Source organism: Salinivibrio sp. MA440 (assembly GCF_001996265.1).
GTDB lineage: Bacteria > Pseudomonadota > Gammaproteobacteria > Enterobacterales > Vibrionaceae > Salinivibrio > Salinivibrio costicola.
This window is the reverse complement of record NZ_MUFI01000049.1, coordinates 1-21,509: the sequence shown is the minus strand read 5'-3', so window position 1 is coordinate 21,509 and position 21,509 is coordinate 1. Positions and strand designations below refer to the sequence as shown.

Sequence of the window (21,509 nt, the reverse complement as noted above, 5' to 3'; positions counted from 1 at the left end):
CCTCCCATTAATGTGTGCGTAGTTTTTCGTACAAGCGGTCTTTGAGGTGCGCGCGCTGTCGTTTCATGGCAGTAAATATGTCGTCGCTGGTGGGGATTTGGTTCATCTCTAAACCACGAATATGGTGATCGAGTTGATGATAGCGTTGCGCATCGAGCTGAAACGCGGGGTCATATTGCTTAAGGTGGTGGATACGATCGCGATGCTCCGGAAAATCAAAAACGAGTGCGTGGTTTTCTCCTTGCATACAGCCTCCTGTTATCGGCCTGCCTTTTATAAGGTTAGGCCTGCTTACCGCGATTATCCAAATTTCATCGATGATAATCACGGTGATGTAGTAGGCGAGCTGTCTAGGTCTTTGTCTTTTCGGGAAAAGAGACGCGTTGACCATCGGTCTTCAGAAGGCTAATGGTGCGTGGAGAGCCATCTTCATTCAAGGTGACCAATCCTACGGCGCTGGCATTAACGAGACGCTTCGGGCCTGGCGTATCAGGGTCGCGCCGATCAATGCGCATACGCTTGCGTTTAGTGAGCCAATTCAGTGGAGACAGTGGGCTGAATAAAACGCGATCGCACCACTCGCAAAAGCTCAGAAGTGGCTCGGGGAAGCGGTTTTTGAAACCACTGGCAGTTATTTGCCACAAACGCGGACTATGGGTGCGAAATCGGATTCGAATATCATAAGCAAACGAGTAATGCACATCCCCAGATAAAATCACATAATTGGTGGGCGTACGTTGATGACGAAAAATACTGAGTAGCGTATTGGCACTCCCTGGGTGGGCCATCCAGTTTTCGGCATCGACGACAGTCGGCGCGCCTAGCCAGGTCGCAATTCGCTGTAATACCTCGATAAATTTAACGCCAAACATGGGAGCGGCAGAGACGATCACCGCGCTATCATGCCTTAACAGATCATGTTGAAAATCCATCAGTGCTTCCCAGTCCATCAGGCCCGACGGTTTATTCATTCGTGACTCGGATCGCCAGCGACGAGTGCGTGTATCTAACACAACAAGATGTGGCGTGGTTGGTACCGTGTAATGCCAGTGCTCAAAGCGCAGACATTGCTCCACCATAGCCTGGTGCGTCTCTGTTTGTGTGTCCAGGTCGCAAACACTAATGGGCTGATAGGCGCTTTGGCGAGCGGTAGTGAGAAAGTCTTGGCCAAAGTTATCGGGCGCATTGCCCCAACCTTGGCACAACCAGTAAGCCATCAGACCATTGCCGATAATGCGACGAGAAAAGGGATTGAGATACGCGGCCTGCTCCCAACCGACGGTGATATTCCAATCATCCGTGATGTCATGGTCATCAAAGATCATATAGGTTGATAGATGTGCGAATAGTCGCTGCACACCGGTTAAACCGGAACGAAAGGCATTGAGTGCGAGTGTTTCTTGTTGATAGCGTTCGCGTTGACTGTCGGTAAGTTGACTGGGGAGATGAAGATGAGGTCCGTCTGTTAGCGTCCAAGAAACGGGAGCCCAAACCAGCAAATACATGGCGACGTGTTCTGCAAAGCTTATCAAGTGATTGGAGACGGTTTTGGAGGTAAAAATAGGCTGTGGTTGACCAAACAGTCTCTCTAAACGGCCGCCCTTTTCCGCGCGCTGGCTAGGGAGGAGCTTGCCACGTTGAACATAGCTGTCAGGATGTGTATCCAAGGCACGGCAGTCGACAATGGGCGCGGCCTCGAAATACTCATTTTTAAGACCTAATACGGCAATTAACCGGCGAATACGCTGCAGCATCGGCGTGGCGACGTCATCTGCGTAGATTTGATCCCCACTCATAATCAACATATTGGGCCAGTGTGGTATGGGGGTCGTGGCCAAATGTTGGTCGAGAGTGACGAGGGCATCATCGCAGCAATGGTGGGGATGTCGGCATGAGCCATGTGCGATGTGGGTGGCTTTTGAGGGAATACAAAAAGAGGGCGCTTGCTCGTTGTCATACAAGATATCCGGTTGGATGTCCGCCATTCCCCTGTGGTTGATCTGTATATCGTATGACAACGGGAGATCGACGGGAAACCCATGAGCCGACCGGAGATGATGAAGCACGACCCACGCACGCTCGCCAAGACGAAACCAATGTCCGGCTGACAATGGCATGGATGCTAATATCTGGTTGTGCTGATAAACTGACACGGTGCCATCTTCGGGCTTTTGTGTTAGCACTGACCATAACGTCACTTCATGCTGTGTCGTACGCCGTAGCATGGGGCCGGCAATAAAGAGTGGGAGCGATGCGTCTTTATCCAATGTCTCTGGGTCCTCGAAATCAGCTACTGGGCTACTGGGCTACTGGGTTGTATATTTGTACTTTTACCTACGTGAGTGCAAAGAAGATAGTTTAATCGTCTGATTTGTTGCCTTTTTAGCCATTCGAGCCGAGTATGTGGGGATTTATTGAAAAAAGGGTTGCACCGAGATAATGGATTGCCTATCATCTCGCTCGTTGTCGAAAAAGACAATTCCCCCATAGTTCAGTTGGTAGAACGGCGGACTGTTAATCCGTATGTCACTGGTTCGAGTCCAGTTGGGGGAGCCAAATTTAGAGAAAGCGCTAGTCGAAAGACTGGCGTTTTTTTTTGGCTTTTGTCACGTATTGTCAAACGCCACGCTAGGTAGCGTGGCGTTTGCACTTTCTGCCATTAATTTTGCGTTATGTATAGATTACGGGTGTACCGCAATTTATTCGGGTTCTCAACGTTATAACCGCCTACTTTAGGGCTTTTAATCACACTACGTGTGTAGAAGTACAGCGGAATGGCTGGCATGTCGCGAGCAAAAATACGCTCAGCTTCTTGATAGTAATCGTTGCGTTTTTCTGGGTCGACGACCGTTAGAGCTTGATCCAGCGCGTGATCATAATCTTTATTCCCCCAACTGGTTTTATTCATACCGTCACTACTGAAATAGCTCAAGAACGTCGATGCTTCGTTATAGTCACCAATCCAACCGTCTCGGGCGACATCAAAATCTTTTTGCAGCACTTTTTGTAAAAAGGTTTTCCACTCTTGGTTGGCTAAGTTGACATCAACCGGGAGGTGGCGTTTCCACATCGAGGTTACTGCCAGTGCCAGTTTTTTGTGTGACTCCATAGTGTTGTAAACCAGTTCAAACTCCAGTGGATTGTCTTGCGTAAACCCGGCTTCCGCCAATAAGGATTTGGCTTTTTGATAGCGCGCATCCTGACTCATTTCCGCCCATTCAAGCTTGGGTGCCTCAAAGTGGTTAATCGCTGGTGGGGTAGCGCCATACGCAGGAATTTGGCCTTGGCCGAGAATAATATCGGTGATGATGTTTCTATCAATGGCATAAGATAAGGCTTTGCGCACTCTGACATCGTCAAAAGGGGCCTTTTCGGTATTAAATAAGTAATAATAGGTTGCCAAAGACGGCATGGTGATCAATTCATTAGGGCGTTCTTTTTTGATTTGATCATACGCTTCCAAAGGGAAGCTCGAGGTGATATCGATCTCGCCGGTACGATAACGGTTATATTCAGCATTGACATTACTTGATGCAACATACGAAGTCTTATTAATCACTGTTTCTTTGTCGTTCCAATAAAGCGGATTTCGCTCAAGATCAATGCGCTCATTAATGACCCAGTTAGTGAGATTGTAGGCACCCGAGTTCACCATATTGTTGGGGCGAGTCCAGCTGTCACCAAACGCTTCAAGCGCATGTTGTGGTACTGGATACGTTGATGAGTGAGTCAGCATATTGGGGAAGTAAGGCGTACGACGTTCCAGGGTAAACTCAACCGTGTGATCGTCAATGGCTTTAACCCCGAGTTGCTCTGCTGGCTTTTCGCCGTCAGTGATCGCTTTTGCGTTCTGAATATTGGCGGTCCCTAAATACCAAGCGTAAGGCGCACCTGTAACAGGATCGACGACGCGTCGTAAGGTAAAGATAACGTCGTCGGCCGTTATAGGCTCACCGTCTGACCATTTCGCATCACGTAGATGAAACGTATATTTAAGTCCATCGTCACTGATTTCCCAGTCTTTCGCCAGGCCGGGCACAACCTCGCCTTCTGGATTGCGAATCATTAACCCTTCAAATAAATCAGAGATAATTTTATTGCTGGCGGTATCGCTGGATTTGGTTGGGTCTAGTGTTGGTACTTCACCGGCGACGCCCCAAATGAGGGTCTGTTCATTAGCAAGGGTGACATTCTCTGGCACTTGGGCGGCAAACGCTGAACTGCATAATGCTAACGCCATGGCACTGGCGAGTATCTTGATTTTCATAAGCCTTCCTTGGTTGAGTGTTTTGTTAATAAATCTTAACAATCAATAGATTAACCCTAATTGCTGATGAAATAAAACCTAGATGAAAGAAATATGATGCGCGTTGGTGACAGCAATAAAAGGTGACACCTCGCGAGCAGCATTAAACAGGGGTTTAAGCGATTAAAGCAGCATGATCGTTGGTCTTCCTGGTGTTTGTATGGCTAAGTTGTCATGCTTTTAGCATAGAAACACGATGACTTGCTAAGCTCGTTGGATTATGCGAGCCTCAAACATTCATCTTAAATCAAATAAAATCAAGGCAAGGAACTGCTTCTGACTGTTACAAGGAGAGTAAAATGAAAGTGTACGGACATCCGCTGTCAATAAATGTTCAGAAAGTGATGTGGTTGATTGAGGAGCTGGATTTAAGTATTGCGCTAGAAGAAGTCGATATTCGTCATAGCCATCGTGACGCACAAGCCATCGCTGAGCGTTGTCCGATGCAACAAACCCCCGTTTTAGAAGACGGCCCGAATAGCGTGTGGGAGTCACATACCATATTGCGCTACCTCGTTGCTTGTTATGGTAACAAAATGTGGTATCCGGATTGTGCGTTTCAACGATCATGTTATGAACGCTGGATGGACTGGTGTCTCTCCTCATTCCAACCCGTTATTAAAAGGGCGTTATTCTCTTCAGCCTCTGACCACCCACATGCTATGTCTTCACAAGCTATGTCTTCACAAGCTATGTCATCACAAGCTATGTCATCACGAGAAAAGGCGCTAGAGCAGTGTCGTTATCATCTGGAACGAATCGATGAGGTACTGGCGGAGCAAAAATATCTCGCATCAGATCGCATAACATTGGCTGATATTGCGATAGGAAGTTTGATCCATAGCTTGCATAATGAGGCGTCTTTAACCTTGCCACCTAATATCTCTCGCTGGTATCAGCAGTTAGCTGATTTGCCAGGCTATCAGCGTTGGATCATGCAAGCAGAGTCGACTCTGCCTGCATAATACAAGCCTTAACACTGTCTTTGTTACAGTGTTTTTAGGGGGCCGACCACGCATAACGCATTCTGGTAGCCGGGTTGCTGCTCAACTTGCTCCAGATAGCGAAAAATGTTGGCGTGATGTTCGGTATGAAGCTGTGGGCGCGCTGCCAATAATGGAAAACTCATTTGAATATCGGCCGCTGTGATTTGGTCCCCACAGAGCCATTTATGATGCGCTAAATGATTATCTATCATAGCGAAATGGTCGTGTAACTGCGGCGTCAGGAACTGCTGCTTCACACCATCCATCAGCTTCCGGGCTAGGGGCCGAATAAAAAATGGCATGGGAGATTCTGGAATTTTACTGAATATCAGAGACATCACCAATGGTGGCATCAGAGAGCCTTCGGCATAATGCATCCAGTATCGATAGAGGCTCTTCTCTGTTTTTGTTTCAGGTATTAAGCTGCCATCCCCGTATGTATCTAACAAATATTCAATGATTGCGCCAGATTCCGCAATCACAATGTCCCCGTCTTCGATCACGGGCGCTTTCCCCAAGCTGTGTATTTGTTTCAACTCACGCGGTGCGAGTTTGGTTTTTGGGTCACGCTGGTGGCGAACCAACTGATATGGAACCGCCAAAGACTCCAATAACCAAACAATACGCTGAGACCGCGATTGCTCTAAATGATGTAAAGTAATCATATCGGACCGTTTTAGACTGTAATTTAAAAACTAGGCTCGGGATAACGTACGACTCTAATGCTGATTCGATCAATAATGGTTGGCAGATCATTGGGTAAGAGCGGGAAGGACTTGTCCTTCGATACGAAGATCCGGACTGATTTCTTGAATATTTGTACCGCGAATATACAGATTGCCGCCGATATAGATATCGTCAGGAATAGCGTTTATCGGTGAGTTCGTGAGGTATAAATTGCCTTCAACAAATAGACGCTGAGGGAGCGCTGTCAATGGCGTATTGACCAGGCTTAAATCGCCTCGCACCACGAGGTTAGGGGGCAGACGCGTTATTTGTGTATTGGTCAGGTTAATATAGCCACCGACTTTCATCCTCGGTAGCTGCTTCAAAGCGGTATTGGCCGCGTTAAAATACCCGCCCACCTCTAATCCGCGAGGTAGCCGTACAATATCACTGGCTTCAATATCCAGGTACCCTTTTGTTTTGAACCCTGCAGGGAGTGCTGTAATCGGCGCAAACCGCAGTTTTACGTTACCGTAATTATCTATGTAGCCGTGGAAGCGAAGGTCTTGTACAAACTGGCTAGCGGGCTCATTCATTGCCAATGTCGGATAGACAACTATCATTGGAGTGATCAACAGGCAAAATCTGACAAGAAGTGCGCGCATAAGAGTAGGGCATAATGGCTAGTGTTTGGACCAATGTAGAGCGTTTTGGTAGATATTCAAGCTGGTTGAGCTAGGCAATCATCGAAAATGTGGTTTGCTGCGTATGATTTTGCAACATTTATCTTGCAACACTTATTATGACAACGAGGTGCCAGTGAAGAGCACGCACTATAGAACTTTGCGCTTGGTGCTGGGCGATCAGCTCAATGCGAGCCATTCATGGTTTAAACAGACCGATGACTCTGTGCTTTATTTGGTTGCGGAGCTTAACCAAGAAGCCAACTATGTCAGGCATCATGTCCAAAAGGTAAGCGCATTCTTCGCGGCGATGGCGGCCTTTTCCCATGCACTTGAGCAGGCGGGTCACCATGTCTGTTACCTCACTTTAGATGACACTCAACGCTATCAAGATTTACCCGCGCTAATAAGTGCTTTGTGTGAACATTATCAGGTAAACACCTTTGCGTATCAGCGGCCGGACGAGTATCGGCTTTCGCACCAACTCATCGCGCTCAATCTCCCCGATAAAGTGGCAATCCAATGTGTTGATACAGAGCACTTTTTATTGCCTTACGAGCATATAGCGACTCAGTTTACGGCGAATAAACATCGTAAAATGGAGTATTTTTATCGGGATATGCGTCGCCAGTTTGGTGTCCTGATGGACGGTGATGCGCCAGAAGGAGGACGCTGGAATTACGATCAAGATAATCGTAACAAGCTCAAAAAAAGCGATTTAGCTGCTATTCCGTCTCCCTTAGTATTCAGTAACGATGTTCGCGATATTTTAGCTCGTATCAAACGGCATAACGTTGCGACGATCGGTGAACCTGCACCAGACCTACTCTGGCCTGTGACACGTTCACAGGCGAAAGCCTTGTTGGATCACTTTTGCCGTCATTGCTTGCCTCTGTTTGGTCAGTTTCAAGATGCCATGACGGGTCGTAGCGATCACCAATGGAGCCTCTATCACAGCCGTTTGTCGTTTGCACTGAATGCAAAGTTACTTCATCCCATGCAGGTTATTACCGTCGCGATTGAGTATTTCCGACATAGTGATGCCATCAACCTGGCGCAGATCGAAGGCTTTGTGCGTCAAATTTTAGGCTGGCGGGAGTACATACGTGGCGTATATTGGGCAAATATGCCTGCTTATGCAGAGAAAAATGTCCTCGAGGCAAATCGACCACTCCCGCGTTATTTCTGGGATGGGCAAACCAAAATGCGCTGTTTGTCTCAAGCGGTGACCCAGTCATTGCAAACGGCCTACGCACACCATATTCAACGACTCATGGTAACGGGGAACTTTTGCTTGCTAGCCGGTATTAACCCAGATGCCGTTGATGACTGGTACTTATCGATTTATATTGATGCGATAGAATGGGTTGAGATGCCTAACACTAGGGGGATGACGCAATTTGCTGATAACGGGTTGGTTGGCACGAAACCCTATGCGGCTAGTGGCGCTTATATTAATCGCATGAGTGATTATTGCGGCGATTGTCATTACTCAGTGAAAGAGAAAGTGGGGGATAACGCGTGTCCACTGAATGCACTTTATTGGCATTTTATGCAGCGTCATCGCGATCGCTTTAGTCGAAATCCAAGAATGGCCATGCCTTACAGAAACTGGGATAAAATGGACGCTGCCCAGCGCGAGGCCATGCTTGAGCGTGCAGACTATTTGCTTGCTCACCTCGATAATCTCTAGTGTTGGTGGTCAATACCTCTTTACGGTGCGCTTACTGCCAATAAGCGCACCGTGTTGTGTCACTCTTGACTAATCACCGCCGCTATTGGGTGTTTGGCACCACTTGAATCTCAACCCGACGATTCAATGCGCGATTGGATGCACTGTTATTGGCAACGAGTGGACGTGTTTCGCCAAATCCAGAGGTATAAAGGCGCGCATTGTCGATAGACTGGCTGGCAAGATAGCGTTTAACGCTCATCGCACGTCGCTCAGACAAGCCTTGGTTGTATGAGGCTGCCCCTGTGTTGTCGGTATGGCCCTCAATGCTTAAAAAGGTTTTGTCGTATTTGCGCATGACGTTGGAAACCGCATTGAGGGTGGGATAGAAGTCGGCGGCGATAGCATCTTGATCCAATCCAAAGGTAATATTCGATGGCATGATCAAACGAATGTTATCCCCTTCTCGCACTACTTGAATCCCGGAGCCTGCCAATTCCTCACGGAAAGCCTGCTCTTGCTTATCCATATAGTTGCCCACCGCGGCACCACCGATCGCGCCAATGGCTGCCCCGATAAATGCGCGTTTATCTTTGTGGTTGGAGGTGGACTTACCCGCAATCGCACCGGTGATCGCGCCAATGGCCGCACCTTTTTGGGCATTCGACATGGATTCACAGCCTGTTAATGCCAGTGAGGCAGTCAAAACCGCAACCGCAGTCAGTTTATATTTTGTTCCCATTGTGTTCTCTCTATCACAAGTTAGCGATGACTCTACTCTATTGCATGTTAGACATTATTCTTCAAGAAAGTGTCAAAAAAATGATTTTCTGCTGATGTTTTAAACACAATGGACTCCGTCGCAGACACAACTCTCAGTTTTGTCTTTTATTTTGTTTGTCTTGCCTAGCAAATTGCGCTGGATCAAAATGTGACGAACTAATGGCGTGTTACAAAATGGCATCAAAAGGGGAAAGCACTTTCTGCTAAAACCTCTGTTATCCCTACAAAAGGAGTCAAGGATCATGTCGAGCACTTTCTTTATCCCAGCGGTTAACCTTATGGGTGCCGGATGCCTTTCAGAAGCCGCAGACGCTATTCAATCGCATGGATTTAAAAAAGCCCTCATTGTCACCGATAAGGTGCTGAACGAAATTGGTGTCGTCAAACAAATCGCGGCGTTACTGGATAGTCGCCAGGTTGACAGTGTGGTGTATGACGGTACTCAGCCTAACCCAACAACCGGCAATGTGGCGCAAGGCCTTGAGCTTTTGCAAGCGAATCAATGTGACTGCGTGATCTCTTTGGGTGGCGGATCGCCGCATGATTGTGCGAAGGGTATCGCTTTAGTTGCCACGAACGGCGGCCATATCAGTGATTATGAAGGTGTCGATCAATCGGCGAAACCTCAACTGCCACTGATTGCGATCAATACAACGGCTGGCACGGCATCTGAGATGACGCGTTTTTGTATTATTACTGAAGAAGAACGTCATATTAAGATGGCGATTGTCGATAAGCATACCACGCCAATTATCTCGGTGAATGATCCTGAGCTTATGCTCGCGAAGCCAGCTTCACTAACCGCGGCGACCGGAATGGACGCATTAACTCACGCCGTTGAAGCGTATGTATCAACCGCCGCGACACCGATCACGGATGCCGTCGCGCTCAAAGCAATGACCTTGATTCAAGAGCACCTTCGTACCGCCGTGGCTGACGGACAGAATATTGAGGCACGTGAACAAATGGCTTATGCGCAGTTTATGGCCGGTATGGCATTCAATAATGCGTCGCTCGGCTATGTGCATGCCATGGCACATCAGCTCGGCGGATTTTATGACCTCCCTCATGGTGTGTGTAACGCGGTATTGCTCCCCCATGTTCAGCGCTATAACGCGCAAGTCTGTGCAAGTCGTTTACGCGATGTGGCAACTGCGATGGGCGTTGATACCGAAAACATGACTGAGGATGAAGGTGCGAAAGCCGCAATCCAAGCGATTCAGTCGTTGTCAACGGATGTAGGTATTCCTGCAGGCCTGAATGAATTGGGCGTTAAACAAGACGATATTGATGTGTTGACGGAAAATGCGCTCAAAGATGCTTGCGGGTTTACCAATCCGAAGCAAGCAACCCATGAAGAAATTGCTAAAATTTTCATGGAAGCCATGTAATCAGCCGCTAAATCGATATTGAAGAACAAAAGGCCTGAGCGATCAGGCCTTTTTTAATCGGCGTTAATCGCTTCTGTCTTCCACTTCGACGATTTGGTTTTGGCAAGTCTGACCACTTAGTACGATCTGAATGTTCGCCAATGTGGTCTCGGCAATGTTGTGCAGTGCTTCTTTGGTTAAGAAAGCCTGGTGGCCGGTAATCAATACGTTGTGGCAGGCTGAAAGCCGACGAAATACGTCATCCACAATCACATCATTCGATTTATCTTGGAAAAAGAGGTCGCGCTCATTGTCGTAGACATCTAAGCCTAATGAGCCAATTCGGCCTTGTTTGAGTGCTTCGATGGCCGCGACAGAATCAAGAAGCTCGCCCCGACTGGTGTTTATCACCATCACACCGTCTTTCATTTGATTGAATGCGTTGGCACTGAGTAAATGGTAGTTCTCTTTAGACATGGGGCAATGCAAAGAAACCACATCACTTTGCGCATAAAGCGTTTCTTTTGAAACATATTCCGCCCCCAGTTCAAGGGCCTGTGGGTTTTGATAGGGATCGTGGCAAAGTAGACGCATCCCTAGGCCGTTGAGAATGCGCATGGTCGCAATACCAATTTTTCCTGTACCAATAATCCCCGCTGTTTTGCCATGAAAGTTGAAGCCGACTAAACCCTCAAGCTCAAAGTTCGCGTCGCGGGTACGTTGATACGCTTTATGGAAACGACGATTAAGACACATCATCATGCCAACCGTGTGCTCGGCGACCGATTCAGGCGAATACGCGGGTACGCGCACAACCGTGATCCCCAGTGATTTAGCTGCGTCGAGATCGACACGGTCGTAGCCAGCGCAACGCAAGGCTACGAGAGAAGTCCCTGCCTTTGCGAGAATTTCAAGTACGGGGCGAGACAAATCATCGTTTACAAACGCACAAACCACCTCGGCACCTTGCGCCATTTTGGCTGTTTTGTCAGTGAGTTGGAAATCATGAAACTCAAACGTGTACGCAAGTGCGTCGTTGACATGAGTAAAGGCGGCCTTGTCATAAGATTTCGCGCTAAATACGGCAATGGTCGTCATTAAATAGCCTCCGGTTTAATCGGGGGAGGTGAATGGTCTCTATCAATAACGTGATTTTGATCAGAAATAAACCATTAAATTTATCAGGATAATCGTGTCGGTTATGGTACGAAATTGCAAAGCCGAACTTGTGTTCGGCTTTGATAATGTTGTGTCTCCCTCGCTTGCCTAGAACCTAATAGTGGCATTAATGCGTATATCTCGGCCAGCTGCTGGCACGCCGGCAGAAAGGTAGGGTGAGTAATATTGATCGGTAAGATTGACGATAGTGGCACGTAGTACAAAATCATCACTGGGCTTCCATTCACCATACAAGTTTTGGAAAAAGTAGGCGTCACTTGCCACGTTTGCAGTGTGCAAAGAAGGCTCGTTAGGAACACGATCTTGCTCGTCCCAATACTGCCCTTGCCATGCGATTTGAATGGTATCTGTCAGTTGGTGTCCGATACCGAACATTGCACTTAGTGGTGGGGTTTCGTACCAGTATTCGTCTGCGCCCGTGCTATCGCGCAATGATCCTTTATGTTTCCCCCTAACAATAGAAACAGACGCATCGGTGAACCAATCGTAGAGACGATATTGTAACTGTGCGTCGAGGCCGTAGGTATATAGCCCTTCTAGGTTGGTATAGTAGCCTTCTTTTTGTTTTGTCGCATTTATGCCACGACGCTGAGCAACGTCATGAATGATGTCATTCCAGAACAGCGTGACCTCAGTAGCAAAGTGATCGCTTTCAGTCAACACACGTTGATGCTCATTAGTCATACCTAATAGATACGCATTGACTCGAGTCACGGAAAGATCCCGACTTGTCGAGGCCCGTTTAGAGGCTCTTGCATACTGCACCGTATACAATTCGTCAATTGTTGGTGCTTTCAAGCCATAAGCATAGGCGGCTTTGATTTGCGTAGATGGACTGACATCGTAGACCAATGCAATACGCGGCTCCCAACCCTGGTGAGTAACAGCACTATAGTCATGACCTACAGATGGGTCGTTATAATCAGGTGCTAAGTTTGGCACGCCCTCTGATCGAATATGGTTATAGCGCAGCGAGGCGGTTAGTTCGAGATCTGGAGTAATGAAGTATCTATCTTGGACAAACGCACTTTGAGTTCGCTGTTCACCAGATGGTTCAAAGTTTGGTGTATAGTACCCGTAGTTTTTCGCTGGTTTTTTTCGATAAGTATGATTGTAAACGCGAGAGTCTCGGTTTTGGTCTTGGTATTGAGCGCCGATCATAATTTCGTGATCACCGAAGTGGCTAGTATTCGTCAATTCTGCAAACCAACGCTCATATGATAACCATACCTGATGACCGTATTGACCCGAAGAAATATAAGATTGATAGGTGCTGTCGGGTCTTTCCCAATAACGATGGTTTTGTGAATGTGCGATCACGACACTAGTGTCTATAAAGTTATTAAACGGTTGATAGTGGTAATTCAGGGTACTGGTATACTCGCGATAATGATTATCCACCGATGTGGCAAATAATGCCGCTTCGTAGCTACCATACTTATCTATTTTGTAATTACTGATCGAAGGCATGGCGCCGCGTCGATTTGCCCACGGTTTTCTTCCCTGGTCGTCATACCGTGTGTGGCTTAACATAAAATCATGCGCACCAGATTGATAATGAATTTTACCGAGCAAGCTATGTTGGGCGTAGCCCGAGAAATCAAATGTCTCTCCGTTTCCTAGCTCAATATCATCTGCATCACGTTTTGACCCATGGAGCAATACCGACCAGCCAGAGTCGGATTTGCCAAAGGCAGTAATACTGCGTTTCCATTGTTGGTTCACGCTATTAAAGCCAGCCTGAGCCGTCGCACCGATTGACTCATCCGCATCAAGAAAGTCTGCAGCTTCTTTTGTTTCCATAATAAAACTGCCGCCAAAGGCGCCCACACTGGCACGAACGTTATGATCGCCTTTTACCACGCGGACAGATCTTAGCAACTGAGGATCGAGGAAAAAACTGCCATATCGATACTGTTGAAATCCGACTGGAGCACCATCTATACGGACAGATAGTGCTGAGGGGTGAGAAAACCCCCACACATTGATACGTTCACTGCCTGGGCGCGCACCGGCATCAAGTGAGACGCCGGGCATTTTCATGACCAACTCTCCGATGTTATGAGCCTGTTCGCGTTGAATATCGTCCAGCTCTAAAGTCGATTTTCCCGGTGAAATAAGGGTAATAGGATGGTTTAGTTGCTCACCTTGCACCTTAATGGTTTCAATGCTGTCGGGAGAGCGATTCGTGTTAGCACTGGCGGTATGAATGCCAATAGCGAAGGCTGCCAAAATGGCAAAGCATAAAGAAGGATACGGCATACTCATAATACTTTACTGACGTATAAAAATGCGCACTATACGCCGGCTAATCACAACTATCAATGCTAATGAGATTGATTATCACTTGTGCGAGTTGGTTATTTTTGTTGCCAAGCAGTATGATGATGGGAAATTCTTAATAGGATATCCCCCATGTTTACCGGAATTATTCAAGCGGTGGCAAATATTGACGTTTGTCGCGATCACCAAGGTATCCGAACGTTCGATATTCGCTTCCCAGATGGCTTTTGTGATGGATTAGAAATTGGTGCCAGTGTCGCCATTGATGGCGTATGTTTGACGGTCACTGAGCGATTAGAAGCGAATCTTGTGCGTTTTGATGTGATGCTACAAAGCTTAGCGATAACGACGTTACGTTCGTTTAATACTGGCGATAGCGTGAATGCGGAGCGAGCAGCGAAAGATGGCGCAGAAATCGGCGGACATCCGTTATCGGGGCATGTGGATTGCTGTGCTTTAGTGCATGACGTGCTGTTTCAAGAGGAAAATTGTCGATTGCGATTTTCCTTAGCAACGTCATGGATGCGCTACATCTTTGCCAAAGGCTATATCGCTATTAATGGTGCAAGCTTGACCATTGCCGACGTAAACAAGGATGAAGGGTGGTTTGACGTTTGGTTGATCCCAGAGACGCGGCGAATGACAACGTTCGAGCGAAAGACTGTCGGTGATTCCGTTAATATAGAAATCGAGCGACAAACCCAAGTGATGGTGGATACCGTGCGTGATACGTTGAGCGAAAAGCTTGGCCCCTTACTTCCTGTGCTCGAATCGTTAGCAAAGGAGAAAGGGATCGATCTTGATACACTTGGGGTCTCAATGCCAACCTCTCGATAACAAAAAGATAACAACAAAGCGCGCTCCTCAACGATCACTGCATGGATATGAGGGGCGCCAAGCCTTGCCATCCCTAGCTTTCTAGCCATCCCACTGTGTTTGCGCATTTTGTGCGCGAACATGCTCAAATAATGATGTAGTTAACAAAAATGTCAGTATTAAGTCATAAAATTATGCTCGAACGCTCATTTTTGTTGTGAGTTTGTTTTCGAGATGCTGTGATTATGCAAAATGGTAGTGTGGTTTTGAACGTGTACCCCTACTAACAGTGACAAGGATAATCATCATGAAAAAAGCATCGTCGACTCTATTAGGCGAGTGCGTGTCCGAGTTTATCGGCACGGGCTTGCTCATTTTCTTTGGCGTGGGTTGTGTGGCAGCGCTGGTACTGACTGGCGCCGATTTTGGTCAGTGGGAAATCAGTATCGTCTGGGGCTTTGGTGTGGCGATTGCCATTTACTGCACAGCAGGTGTCTCAGGCGCGCATATTAATCCTGCCGTTACCATCGCTCTCGCGGCCTTCCATGGCTTTGATAAAAGTAAAGTTGTTCCCTACATTATTTCGCAAATGCTTGGTGCGTTTGCGTCCGCCGCACTTGTTTACAGTCTATATAGCAATCTTTTCGTCGAGTGGGAGTTAGCCAATAATGTTGTTCGGAGTAGCCCCGAGGCCTTAGCAACCGCAGGTATCTTCTCAACGTATCCGCATCAAGCTCTGTCTTTCATGGGCGCCATGGCGGTTGAATTTGTGATCACAGCGGTGTTGATGTTTGGCATCTTAGCGCTAGGCGATGAAAATAATGGCGCTGCACGTGGCCCAATGAATCCATTACTCATCGGTATTTTGATTGCGGTTATCGGTGGCTCGTTAGGTCCATTGACCGGTTTTGCAATGAACCCTGCGCGTGATTTCGGTCCTAAACTATTTGCCTTCTTTGCCGGATGGGATTATGCCCTGACAGGCGCACGCGATATTCCGTACTTTATTGTGCCCATTGTCGCACCAATTTTAGGGGCGTGTTTCGGTGGTTGGCTGTATCCAAAAGTGATTGCCCCATACCTGCCTCAAGAGGGCCACGGTTGCACCATTCCTAACCAGTGTGATGATGAGGAGCTGGAGCTGGCTGAAACCGAAACGCAAAAAGTAAACGCATAAGTAGCATGGGCGCGTTAGTGCGCCATAACGACTAAAATATAAGAGATAGAAGGAAACCCGATTATGTCTGCGCACAAATATATCGTGGCTCTAGACCAAGGTACTACCAGCTCACGCGCCGTCGTCATGGATCATGACGCGAATATTGTGGGTGTGTCTCAGCGCGAATTTACCCAGATTTATCCTCAAGCCGGTTGGGTCGAGCATGATCCAATGGAAATTTACGCGACACAAAGCTCCACCTTAGTTGAGGTGTTGGGCAAAACGGGTATCCGCAGTGATGAGATTGCGGGTATCGGTATTACAAACCAGCGTGAAACCACGGTAGTCTGGAATAAAGAAACCGGAAAACCTGTGTACAACGCGATTGTGTGGCAATGCCGTCGTACCGCCGACATTTGTGATGACTTGCGCGAGCGTGGTTTAACTTCATATGTTCGCGATAACACTGGGCTTGTACTTGATCCGTATTTCTCAGGTACAAAAGTGAAGTGGATTTTGGACAACGTCGAAGGCGCGCGAGAGGACGCAGAAGCGGGTAAGCTATTGTTTGGTACCGTGGATACCTGGCTGGTCTGGAAAATGACCCAAGGGCGTGTGCATGTGACGGATTATACCAATGCGTCACGAACTATGTTGTTTAATATCAATGATATGTGCTGGGATCAAAAAATGCTCGATGAGCTCGGTATCCCCGCTTCAATGTTACCTGAAGTGCGTCGCTCTTCTGAGGTATATGGGCAAACGAATATCGGCGGTAAAGGCGGGACACGTATTCCAATTGCTGGGATCGCGGGTGACCAACAGGCTGCGCTATTTGGTCAAATGTGTGTAGAAGCCGGACAAGCGAAAAATACCTACGGCACAGGGTGCTTCTTGCTGATGAATACCGGGCAAGAGAAAGTTACGTCTTCTCATGGCCTGCTGACGACGATTGGTTGTGGTCCACAGGGTGAACCTTCTTATGCGCTTGAGGGCGCGGTCTTTATGGGCGGAGCCTCTATCCAGTGGTTACGTGATGAGCTTAAAGTGCTCGAAGACGCGCACGATTCTGAGTATTTTGCCACTAAAGTCGATACGTCAAATGGTGTTTATGTGGTCCCGGCTTTCACGGGATTAGGCGCCCCCTACTGGGATGCATATGCCCGCGGTACTATTGTAGGCTTAACGCGCGGTGTGAATTCAAACCATATTATTCGAGCAACATTGGAAGGGATTGCTTACCAAACTCGTGACGTATTGGATGCAATGCAAGCCGATTCAGGTATCAAGCTCGCGGCGTTACGCGTGGATGGTGGTGCCGTTGCCAATGACTTCTTGATGCAATTCCAAGCCGATGTGCTTAATACGGAAGTTCACCGTCCCGAAGTGACGGAAGTCACGGCGCTGGGCGCAGGTTATCTTGCGGGGATGGCTGTTGGTTTCTGGGGTAGCCTGGATGAGTTAAAAGACAAAGCGAAACTCAATCGTAGCTTTGAGCCTCATCAGGATGAAGAAAAGCGGAACCGTCGTTACCGTGGTTGGAAGCGTGCGGTAAAATGTGCTCAGGCATGGGCACAGCTTCATGATGAGGAAGAAGACATTTAATTACGTCTAAACCGAGTTATCTTCAAAAGGCGCGTTTTCGCGCCTTTTTTTATGCCTGAACGCAGACGGGTGAATTCTGCTTTATTGAATAACAGAGTGACAACGACCTGCTTCTGCTACGTTAATCTTGGCTTTACGGTTCACAATTCACGCATTTTTATAACACTTATTCTACACTTGTCACACTCGATAATAATTTTTCGAACATTAATAGTGACCGAAAACGAAAGTTGATATACAGTTATACCCATCAATTAATGTTCGTTCGCTCATATCTGGACAAGGTCGGCTAATAATGACTACGCATAATACTCATCAAGAAGCATTACTCGATATTATCGTCGTGGGAGGCGGTATCAATGGTGCGGGCATCGCTGCAGATGCAGCAGGTCGCGGGCTTAATGTTGGATTGTACGATGCAAAAGATTTCGCATCGGCCACATCGTCAGCAAGCTCAAAGTTGATTCATGGCGGGCTTCGCTATTTAGAGCATTATGAATTTCGTTTGGTTTCCGAAGCGCTAGCAGAGCGTGAAGTGCTAATCAATAAAGCGCCGCATATTGCCTTTCCTATGCGCTTTCGTTTGCCGCATCGCTCTTATCTGCGCCCCGCGTGGATGATTCGTTGTGGCCTCTTTTTATATGACAATTTAGGTAAACGTTCGACGTTACCAAGTAGCCACAAAGTGGATCTCAGTAAAACCGGCTATATGAAAAAAGAGATGAAGATCGGTTTTGAGTACTCTGATGCGTGGGTAGATGATGCGCGTCTCACACTGCTTAACGCTCAGTTTACCAAAGAGAAAGGCGGTGAAGTCCGTAACTATTGTAAAGTGGTGACGGCAGAGCGTGAAAACAATATCTGGCGTGTTACCTTAGAAGATGCACATACCGGCGAGCGTTTTGAGCGCAAGTCGAAAGCCTTGGTGAATGCAACAGGGCCTTGGGTCAAACAATTCTACGACGATAGTCTTCATGAAAAATCGCCACGTGGGATCAAAATGATCAAAGGCTCTCATATGGTGGTGCCACGTATCCATCAAGATCCACAAGCCTATATTCTGCAAAATAATGATGGTCGTATTGTATTTGTGATCCCTTACCTGGATAAGTTTTCACTGATTGGCACCACGGATGTTGAACACAAAGCGGATCCGCGTGAAGCTAAAATTGATGATGCTGAAGTTGATTATCTGGTTGATGTGGTCAATCAGCATTTTACGCACCAAATCAAACGCGAGGATGTTATTTGGACCTACAGTGGTGTGCGTCCTCTATGTGATGACGAATCGGATTCACCGCAGGCAATGACACGTGACTATACCATTGAGTTAGAGCAGCAGGGCAGTCAAGCGCCGCTCGTATCTATCTTCGGCGGTAAGCTCACGACGTATCGTAAACTGGCCGAATCAGCCATACATAAACTTGAGCCATTTTTCGATAAAATGGGTCAGCCTTGGACCGCAAACGGAACGTTACCTGGTGGTGACTTCAGCTGTGGTCGCGATGATCTGGCCATGTCAATCAAGCAACGTTACCCGTGGTTAAGTCACGAGACGGCGCAGCGATTTGTGGACACATACGGCACTTGCACCCATCAGTTGATGAAAGGCTGCACCAGCGAGGCAGATATGGGACGTCAGTTTGCAGATGGTGTTTATCAAGCTGAGCTAAATTATCTCATTCAACACGAGTTTGTGCAGCATGTTGAAGACGCGCTATGGCGCCGTACGAAGCTTGGTCTCTATTTGACTGAAGAGCAGGCTGATGCGATTAGCCAGTACATCGAGCAACAGCGCGTCAAGGTGCATGCACTGCCATTGAGTGAAGCGAGCTAACACTTGGTAAAGTGAGCGGTTCAGAGAACAAGATTCGATGACTAAAAAGAGCGCCGACCATCGGCGCTCTTTTCTATTGGTTGGTGTTAGTGCCTTTTCGTTAATGCCTTTTAGCCGATAACGTACTGCCTAACGAGGCAGTGATTACCATACCGATGGCGAGCCATTGGCGCAGTGCAAGTTGCTCGTCGAGAACCAATAGCCCTGCCATTGCGGCAACGGCGGGCTCTAAACTCATCATCACACTGAAGGTTTGCTTAGGCATATTTCGCAGCGCGATCATCTCTAACGAGTAGGGAATAGCGCTAGAAATGAGTGCCACCGCAATGCCCAATGGCAGCAGTTTCCACTGGAGCAGAGCGCCATCGGTGGCAACGTAGCCCGCGGGTACAAGATAGAGCGCAGCAACCGTCATCCCCAGTGCAACAGTGCCGCCGCCTGGCGCTAGATTGCCCGCTTTTTGACCAAATAAAATATAGCCAGCCCAGCAGCCCCCGGCGGCTAGGGCGTATGCAACCCCTCGTGGGTCGAGGGCATTTACGCCTGATAGATCCGGGAGCAATGTGATCACACCGCCGACGGCGAGCACAATCCAAAGGCTGTCCCGCGCGCGCCGTATTGAAAGCAATGCAACCAGAAGAGGACCCGTAAATTCGAGTGCAACGGCAATCCCGAGAGGAATGGTTTCAATCGCTAAATAAAGCAGCAGCATCATGCCACCCAGGCAACTGCCATAAACGCTAATAGCGCGCCAGTGACGTCCACGAGGCCATTGGCGCCAAGGCCGAAAAACCAGCCATAGTATCAGGGCGGAAAACCCGACTCGCAGAGCACTTGTCCCGACAGGCCCCACCAGAGGAAACAGCTGCTTGGCAAACGATGCACCGAATTGAATCGCGCACATGGCGCCAAAAACACTCAATATAGCGATAAAAAGCGCGCGAGCCTGCATGTTTCCTCTCCTTGGTGATATTAAAGTCTTACCTTAACATAAAGACAAAAAAAAGCCGCTCCGATGAGAGCGGCAGTGTTTTTGACGCGCATTGCTTTTGACGCGTATTGCATGTAGCGCGCACGTCTCGATGCGTCTTTCGTCGACTAGAATTTCTGTTTGGCCGAGTCGTAAGCTTCTTTAAGTGATGTTAATGCTTGTTCGGCGCCTTGTTTAATATCATCCCACGCCTCGTCACTGGCATTTTGAAGCTCATCAATGCGCGTTTTTGCTTGTTCTTTTCGCGCTCTTAAGTGCTCGATCGACTCACGGTATTCGGCTTTTGCATTTGCTGATGCGACGTTCGCTTTGGCTTCAAGCTTATCAATTTCTTGATTCCAGTCATGTAAGCGGCCGTGTAATTTTTCAATCATTTCTTGGCGTTGCATAGCATCTCCTTATTAGGGGTTTGTCAATACCCTTAGGCATTTTCTTCTACTTTAAGTTCATCAATGACACGCTCGACATCTTGGGCGTTTTCCGCCATTAAGACGGCTAGATCACGAGCGCCATCACTTTTGACTTTTCCGGATAAGGTTGCCACGCCGTCTTCAACGGAGACATTAATATTGGTTCCGCTAATATCTGGATTAAGTAGCAAGCTCGTTTTTAATGCCGCACTTACTTTTGTGTCGACAACGGCTTGCCCTAAGTCTGCGGCTTTGCTGGCGGGTTGAGAAACGGTGAGATCATTTTCCACCTGACTGACCCCGTCAATTTGGCGCACAAGACCACCAGCTAAGCTCTTATCCAACTCAGTGTCTACGTTTCCCGTTAAGATAACCACACCTTGCTCTACATCTGTGTTGATATCAAAGTTGTTTAGGTCAGTATTAACCATCAGCATGGATTCGGCTTTGCCATCAATCCACGCATCTTTAGCTTGGTCTTGCCACTGGTTTTTGCTGCTGTCTGCATATGCCGACGAAGCACCCAGTGTCAGTGCTAACCCCAATGATACGAACAAAGGATGAAATCGACCTTGATGAGTCGTCTTCATTAACTCCTCCTTTTTCCTATGAATGTGAGCAACATGGTGGCGTTGCTACCTTGAAGCCTGCGAATACTGTGCCAGTTTTAAATTTAATTAATAATCAGTCAGTTATGATTTTTTCTTTTGCTTGTTTAACTACTAATTAAGTAATAATTACTTGTATGGGTGTAATTATTACT

General features: G+C 47.6%; 18 protein-coding genes and 1 tRNA gene. 8 read left to right on the top strand and 11 right to left on the bottom strand.

The genetic code is table 11. The annotated features are described in order from the left end of the window. Window positions 1-7 precede the first annotated feature (7 nt). Window positions 8-247 (bottom strand): YdcH family protein, encoded by a 240-nt coding sequence (locus BZG80_RS13445; protein WP_025744348.1) that lies wholly within the window; start codon window positions 245-247, stop codon window positions 8-10. A 103-nt stretch (window positions 248-350) separates the two neighbouring features. After that, on the bottom strand, window positions 351-2,267 hold the full coding sequence (locus tag BZG80_RS13440; RefSeq protein WP_445177065.1) for an alkaline phosphatase family protein: 1,917 nt from the start codon (window positions 2,265-2,267) through the stop codon (window positions 351-353). 213 nt (window positions 2,268-2,480) lie between these two features. On the opposite strand from BZG80_RS13440, the gene BZG80_RS13435 reads away from it, so the two are divergent. Further along, window positions 2,481-2,556: transfer RNA gene (locus BZG80_RS13435), tRNA-Asn, on the top strand. Window positions 2,557-2,659: 103 nt separating this feature from the next. Here the strand turns inward: BZG80_RS13435 and BZG80_RS13430 are convergent. Continuing rightward, window positions 2,660-4,267 (bottom strand): peptide ABC transporter substrate-binding protein, encoded by a 1,608-nt coding sequence (locus tag BZG80_RS13430; RefSeq protein WP_077679588.1) that lies wholly within the window; start codon window positions 4,265-4,267, stop codon window positions 2,660-2,662. 338 nt (window positions 4,268-4,605) lie between these two features. Here BZG80_RS13430 and BZG80_RS13425 point away from each other — a divergent pair, with 338 nt between their 5' ends. After that, the gene (locus tag BZG80_RS13425; RefSeq protein WP_025744346.1) at window positions 4,606-5,271 is read left to right on the top strand and encodes a glutathione S-transferase family protein; all 666 of its coding nucleotides are present in this window, start codon (window positions 4,606-4,608) and stop codon (window positions 5,269-5,271) included. Window positions 5,272-5,294: 23 nt separating this feature from the next. On the opposite strand, the gene BZG80_RS13420 is transcribed toward BZG80_RS13425, so the two are convergent. Together BZG80_RS13420 and BZG80_RS13415 are read right to left on the bottom strand one after the other, a co-directional pair. Further along, on the bottom strand, window positions 5,295-5,957 hold the full coding sequence (locus BZG80_RS13420) for a glutathione S-transferase (RefSeq protein ID WP_077460882.1): 663 nt from the start codon (window positions 5,955-5,957) through the stop codon (window positions 5,295-5,297). A gap of 87 nt (window positions 5,958-6,044) precedes the next feature. Further along, window positions 6,045-6,581 (bottom strand): hypothetical protein, encoded by a 537-nt coding sequence (locus BZG80_RS13415; RefSeq protein ID WP_077460883.1) that lies wholly within the window; start codon window positions 6,579-6,581, stop codon window positions 6,045-6,047. Between the two features lie 196 nt (window positions 6,582-6,777). On the opposite strand from BZG80_RS13415, the gene BZG80_RS13410 reads away from it, so the two are divergent. Then, window positions 6,778-8,334: a cryptochrome/photolyase family protein gene (locus BZG80_RS13410; protein WP_241833913.1), complete on the top strand. Its 1,557-nt coding sequence runs from the start codon at window positions 6,778-6,780 to the stop codon at window positions 8,332-8,334. Between the two features lie 82 nt (window positions 8,335-8,416). Here BZG80_RS13410 and BZG80_RS13405 read toward each other — a convergent pair whose 3' ends face one another. Then, entirely contained in the window at window positions 8,417-9,055 is a 639-nt protein-coding gene (locus BZG80_RS13405) for an OmpA family protein (protein WP_025744343.1), read from the bottom strand. 283 nt (window positions 9,056-9,338) lie between these two features. Here BZG80_RS13405 and yiaY point away from each other — a divergent pair, with 283 nt between their 5' ends. Then, window positions 9,339-10,487 carry an L-threonine dehydrogenase gene (yiaY, locus tag BZG80_RS13400; RefSeq protein WP_025744342.1) on the top strand — a complete coding sequence of 383 codons (1,149 nt, stop codon included), beginning with the start codon at window positions 9,339-9,341 and terminating at the stop codon, window positions 10,485-10,487. A gap of 63 nt (window positions 10,488-10,550) precedes the next feature. On the opposite strand, the gene BZG80_RS13395 is transcribed toward yiaY, so the two are convergent. Further along, a complete protein-coding gene (locus BZG80_RS13395) occupies window positions 10,551-11,564 on the bottom strand; it encodes a 2-hydroxyacid dehydrogenase (protein WP_077679586.1) in 1,014 nt (337 codons plus the stop codon). 168 nt (window positions 11,565-11,732) lie between these two features. Beyond that, window positions 11,733-13,907, bottom strand: coding sequence for a TonB-dependent receptor domain-containing protein (locus BZG80_RS13390; RefSeq protein ID WP_198532958.1), 2,175 nt, complete (start codon window positions 13,905-13,907; stop codon window positions 11,733-11,735). A 153-nt stretch (window positions 13,908-14,060) separates the two neighbouring features. On the opposite strand from BZG80_RS13390, the gene BZG80_RS13385 reads away from it, so the two are divergent. From BZG80_RS13385 to glpD, 4 genes are all read left to right on the top strand, one after another. Then, a complete protein-coding gene (locus BZG80_RS13385) occupies window positions 14,061-14,765 on the top strand; it encodes a riboflavin synthase (RefSeq protein ID WP_025744340.1) in 705 nt (234 codons plus the stop codon). A 286-nt stretch (window positions 14,766-15,051) separates the two neighbouring features. Continuing rightward, on the top strand, window positions 15,052-15,921 hold the full coding sequence (locus BZG80_RS13380; protein WP_025744339.1) for an MIP/aquaporin family protein: 870 nt from the start codon (window positions 15,052-15,054) through the stop codon (window positions 15,919-15,921). Between the two features lie 63 nt (window positions 15,922-15,984). Beyond that, the gene (glpK, locus tag BZG80_RS13375) at window positions 15,985-17,508 is read left to right on the top strand and encodes a glycerol kinase GlpK (protein ID WP_077460889.1); all 1,524 of its coding nucleotides are present in this window, start codon (window positions 15,985-15,987) and stop codon (window positions 17,506-17,508) included. 295 nt (window positions 17,509-17,803) lie between these two features. Then, a complete protein-coding gene (gene glpD, locus BZG80_RS13370; protein WP_077679584.1) occupies window positions 17,804-19,345 on the top strand; it encodes a glycerol-3-phosphate dehydrogenase in 1,542 nt (513 codons plus the stop codon). A 100-nt stretch (window positions 19,346-19,445) separates the two neighbouring features. On the opposite strand, the gene BZG80_RS13365 is transcribed toward glpD, so the two are convergent. The 3 genes from BZG80_RS13365 to BZG80_RS13355 form a co-directional block, all read right to left on the bottom strand. Then, entirely contained in the window at window positions 19,446-20,297 is an 852-nt protein-coding gene (locus tag BZG80_RS13365; protein ID WP_077679583.1) for an EamA family transporter, read from the bottom strand. A gap of 146 nt (window positions 20,298-20,443) precedes the next feature. Continuing rightward, the gene (locus BZG80_RS13360) at window positions 20,444-20,725 is read right to left on the bottom strand and encodes a hypothetical protein (protein ID WP_077457317.1); all 282 of its coding nucleotides are present in this window, start codon (window positions 20,723-20,725) and stop codon (window positions 20,444-20,446) included. A gap of 32 nt (window positions 20,726-20,757) precedes the next feature. Then, window positions 20,758-21,336, bottom strand: a complete 579-nt coding sequence (locus tag BZG80_RS13355; protein WP_077679582.1) for a BON domain-containing protein — start codon at window positions 21,334-21,336, stop codon at window positions 20,758-20,760. Window positions 21,337-21,509: the final 173 nt, after the last annotated feature.

Bases quoted from the DNA above. Each gene is read 5' to 3' on its own strand.
- BZG80_RS13445 (WP_025744348.1), bottom strand. From the start codon at position 247: ATGCAAGGAGAAAACCACGCACTCGTTTTTGATTTTCCGGAGCATCGC.
- BZG80_RS13430 (WP_077679588.1), bottom strand. From the start codon at position 4,267: ATGAAAATCAAGATACTCGCCAGTGCCATGGCGTTAGCATTATGCAGT.
- BZG80_RS13425 (WP_025744346.1), top strand. From the start codon at position 4,606: ATGAAAGTGTACGGACATCCGCTGTCAATAAATGTTCAGAAAGTGATG.
- BZG80_RS13420 (WP_077460882.1), bottom strand. From the start codon at position 5,957: ATGATTACTTTACATCATTTAGAGCAATCGCGGTCTCAGCGTATTGTT.
- BZG80_RS13415 (WP_077460883.1), bottom strand. From the start codon at position 6,581: ATGATAGTTGTCTATCCGACATTGGCAATGAATGAGCCCGCTAGCCAG.
- BZG80_RS13405 (WP_025744343.1), bottom strand. From the start codon at position 9,055: ATGGGAACAAAATATAAACTGACTGCGGTTGCGGTTTTGACTGCCTCA.
- yiaY (WP_025744342.1), top strand. From the start codon at position 9,339: ATGTCGAGCACTTTCTTTATCCCAGCGGTTAACCTTATGGGTGCCGGA.
- BZG80_RS13395 (WP_077679586.1), bottom strand. From the start codon at position 11,564: ATGACGACCATTGCCGTATTTAGCGCGAAATCTTATGACAAGGCCGCC.
- BZG80_RS13390 (WP_198532958.1), bottom strand. From the start codon at position 13,907: ATGCCGTATCCTTCTTTATGCTTTGCCATTTTGGCAGCCTTCGCTATT.
- BZG80_RS13385 (WP_025744340.1), top strand. From the start codon at position 14,061: ATGTTTACCGGAATTATTCAAGCGGTGGCAAATATTGACGTTTGTCGC.
- BZG80_RS13380 (WP_025744339.1), top strand. From the start codon at position 15,052: ATGAAAAAAGCATCGTCGACTCTATTAGGCGAGTGCGTGTCCGAGTTT.
- glpK (WP_077460889.1), top strand. From the start codon at position 15,985: ATGTCTGCGCACAAATATATCGTGGCTCTAGACCAAGGTACTACCAGC.
- glpD (WP_077679584.1), top strand. From the start codon at position 17,804: ATGACTACGCATAATACTCATCAAGAAGCATTACTCGATATTATCGTC.
- BZG80_RS13365 (WP_077679583.1), bottom strand. From the start codon at position 20,297: ATGCAGGCTCGCGCGCTTTTTATCGCTATATTGAGTGTTTTTGGCGCC.
- BZG80_RS13360 (WP_077457317.1), bottom strand. From the start codon at position 20,725: ATGCAACGCCAAGAAATGATTGAAAAATTACACGGCCGCTTACATGAC.
- BZG80_RS13355 (WP_077679582.1), bottom strand. From the start codon at position 21,336: ATGAAGACGACTCATCAAGGTCGATTTCATCCTTTGTTCGTATCATTG.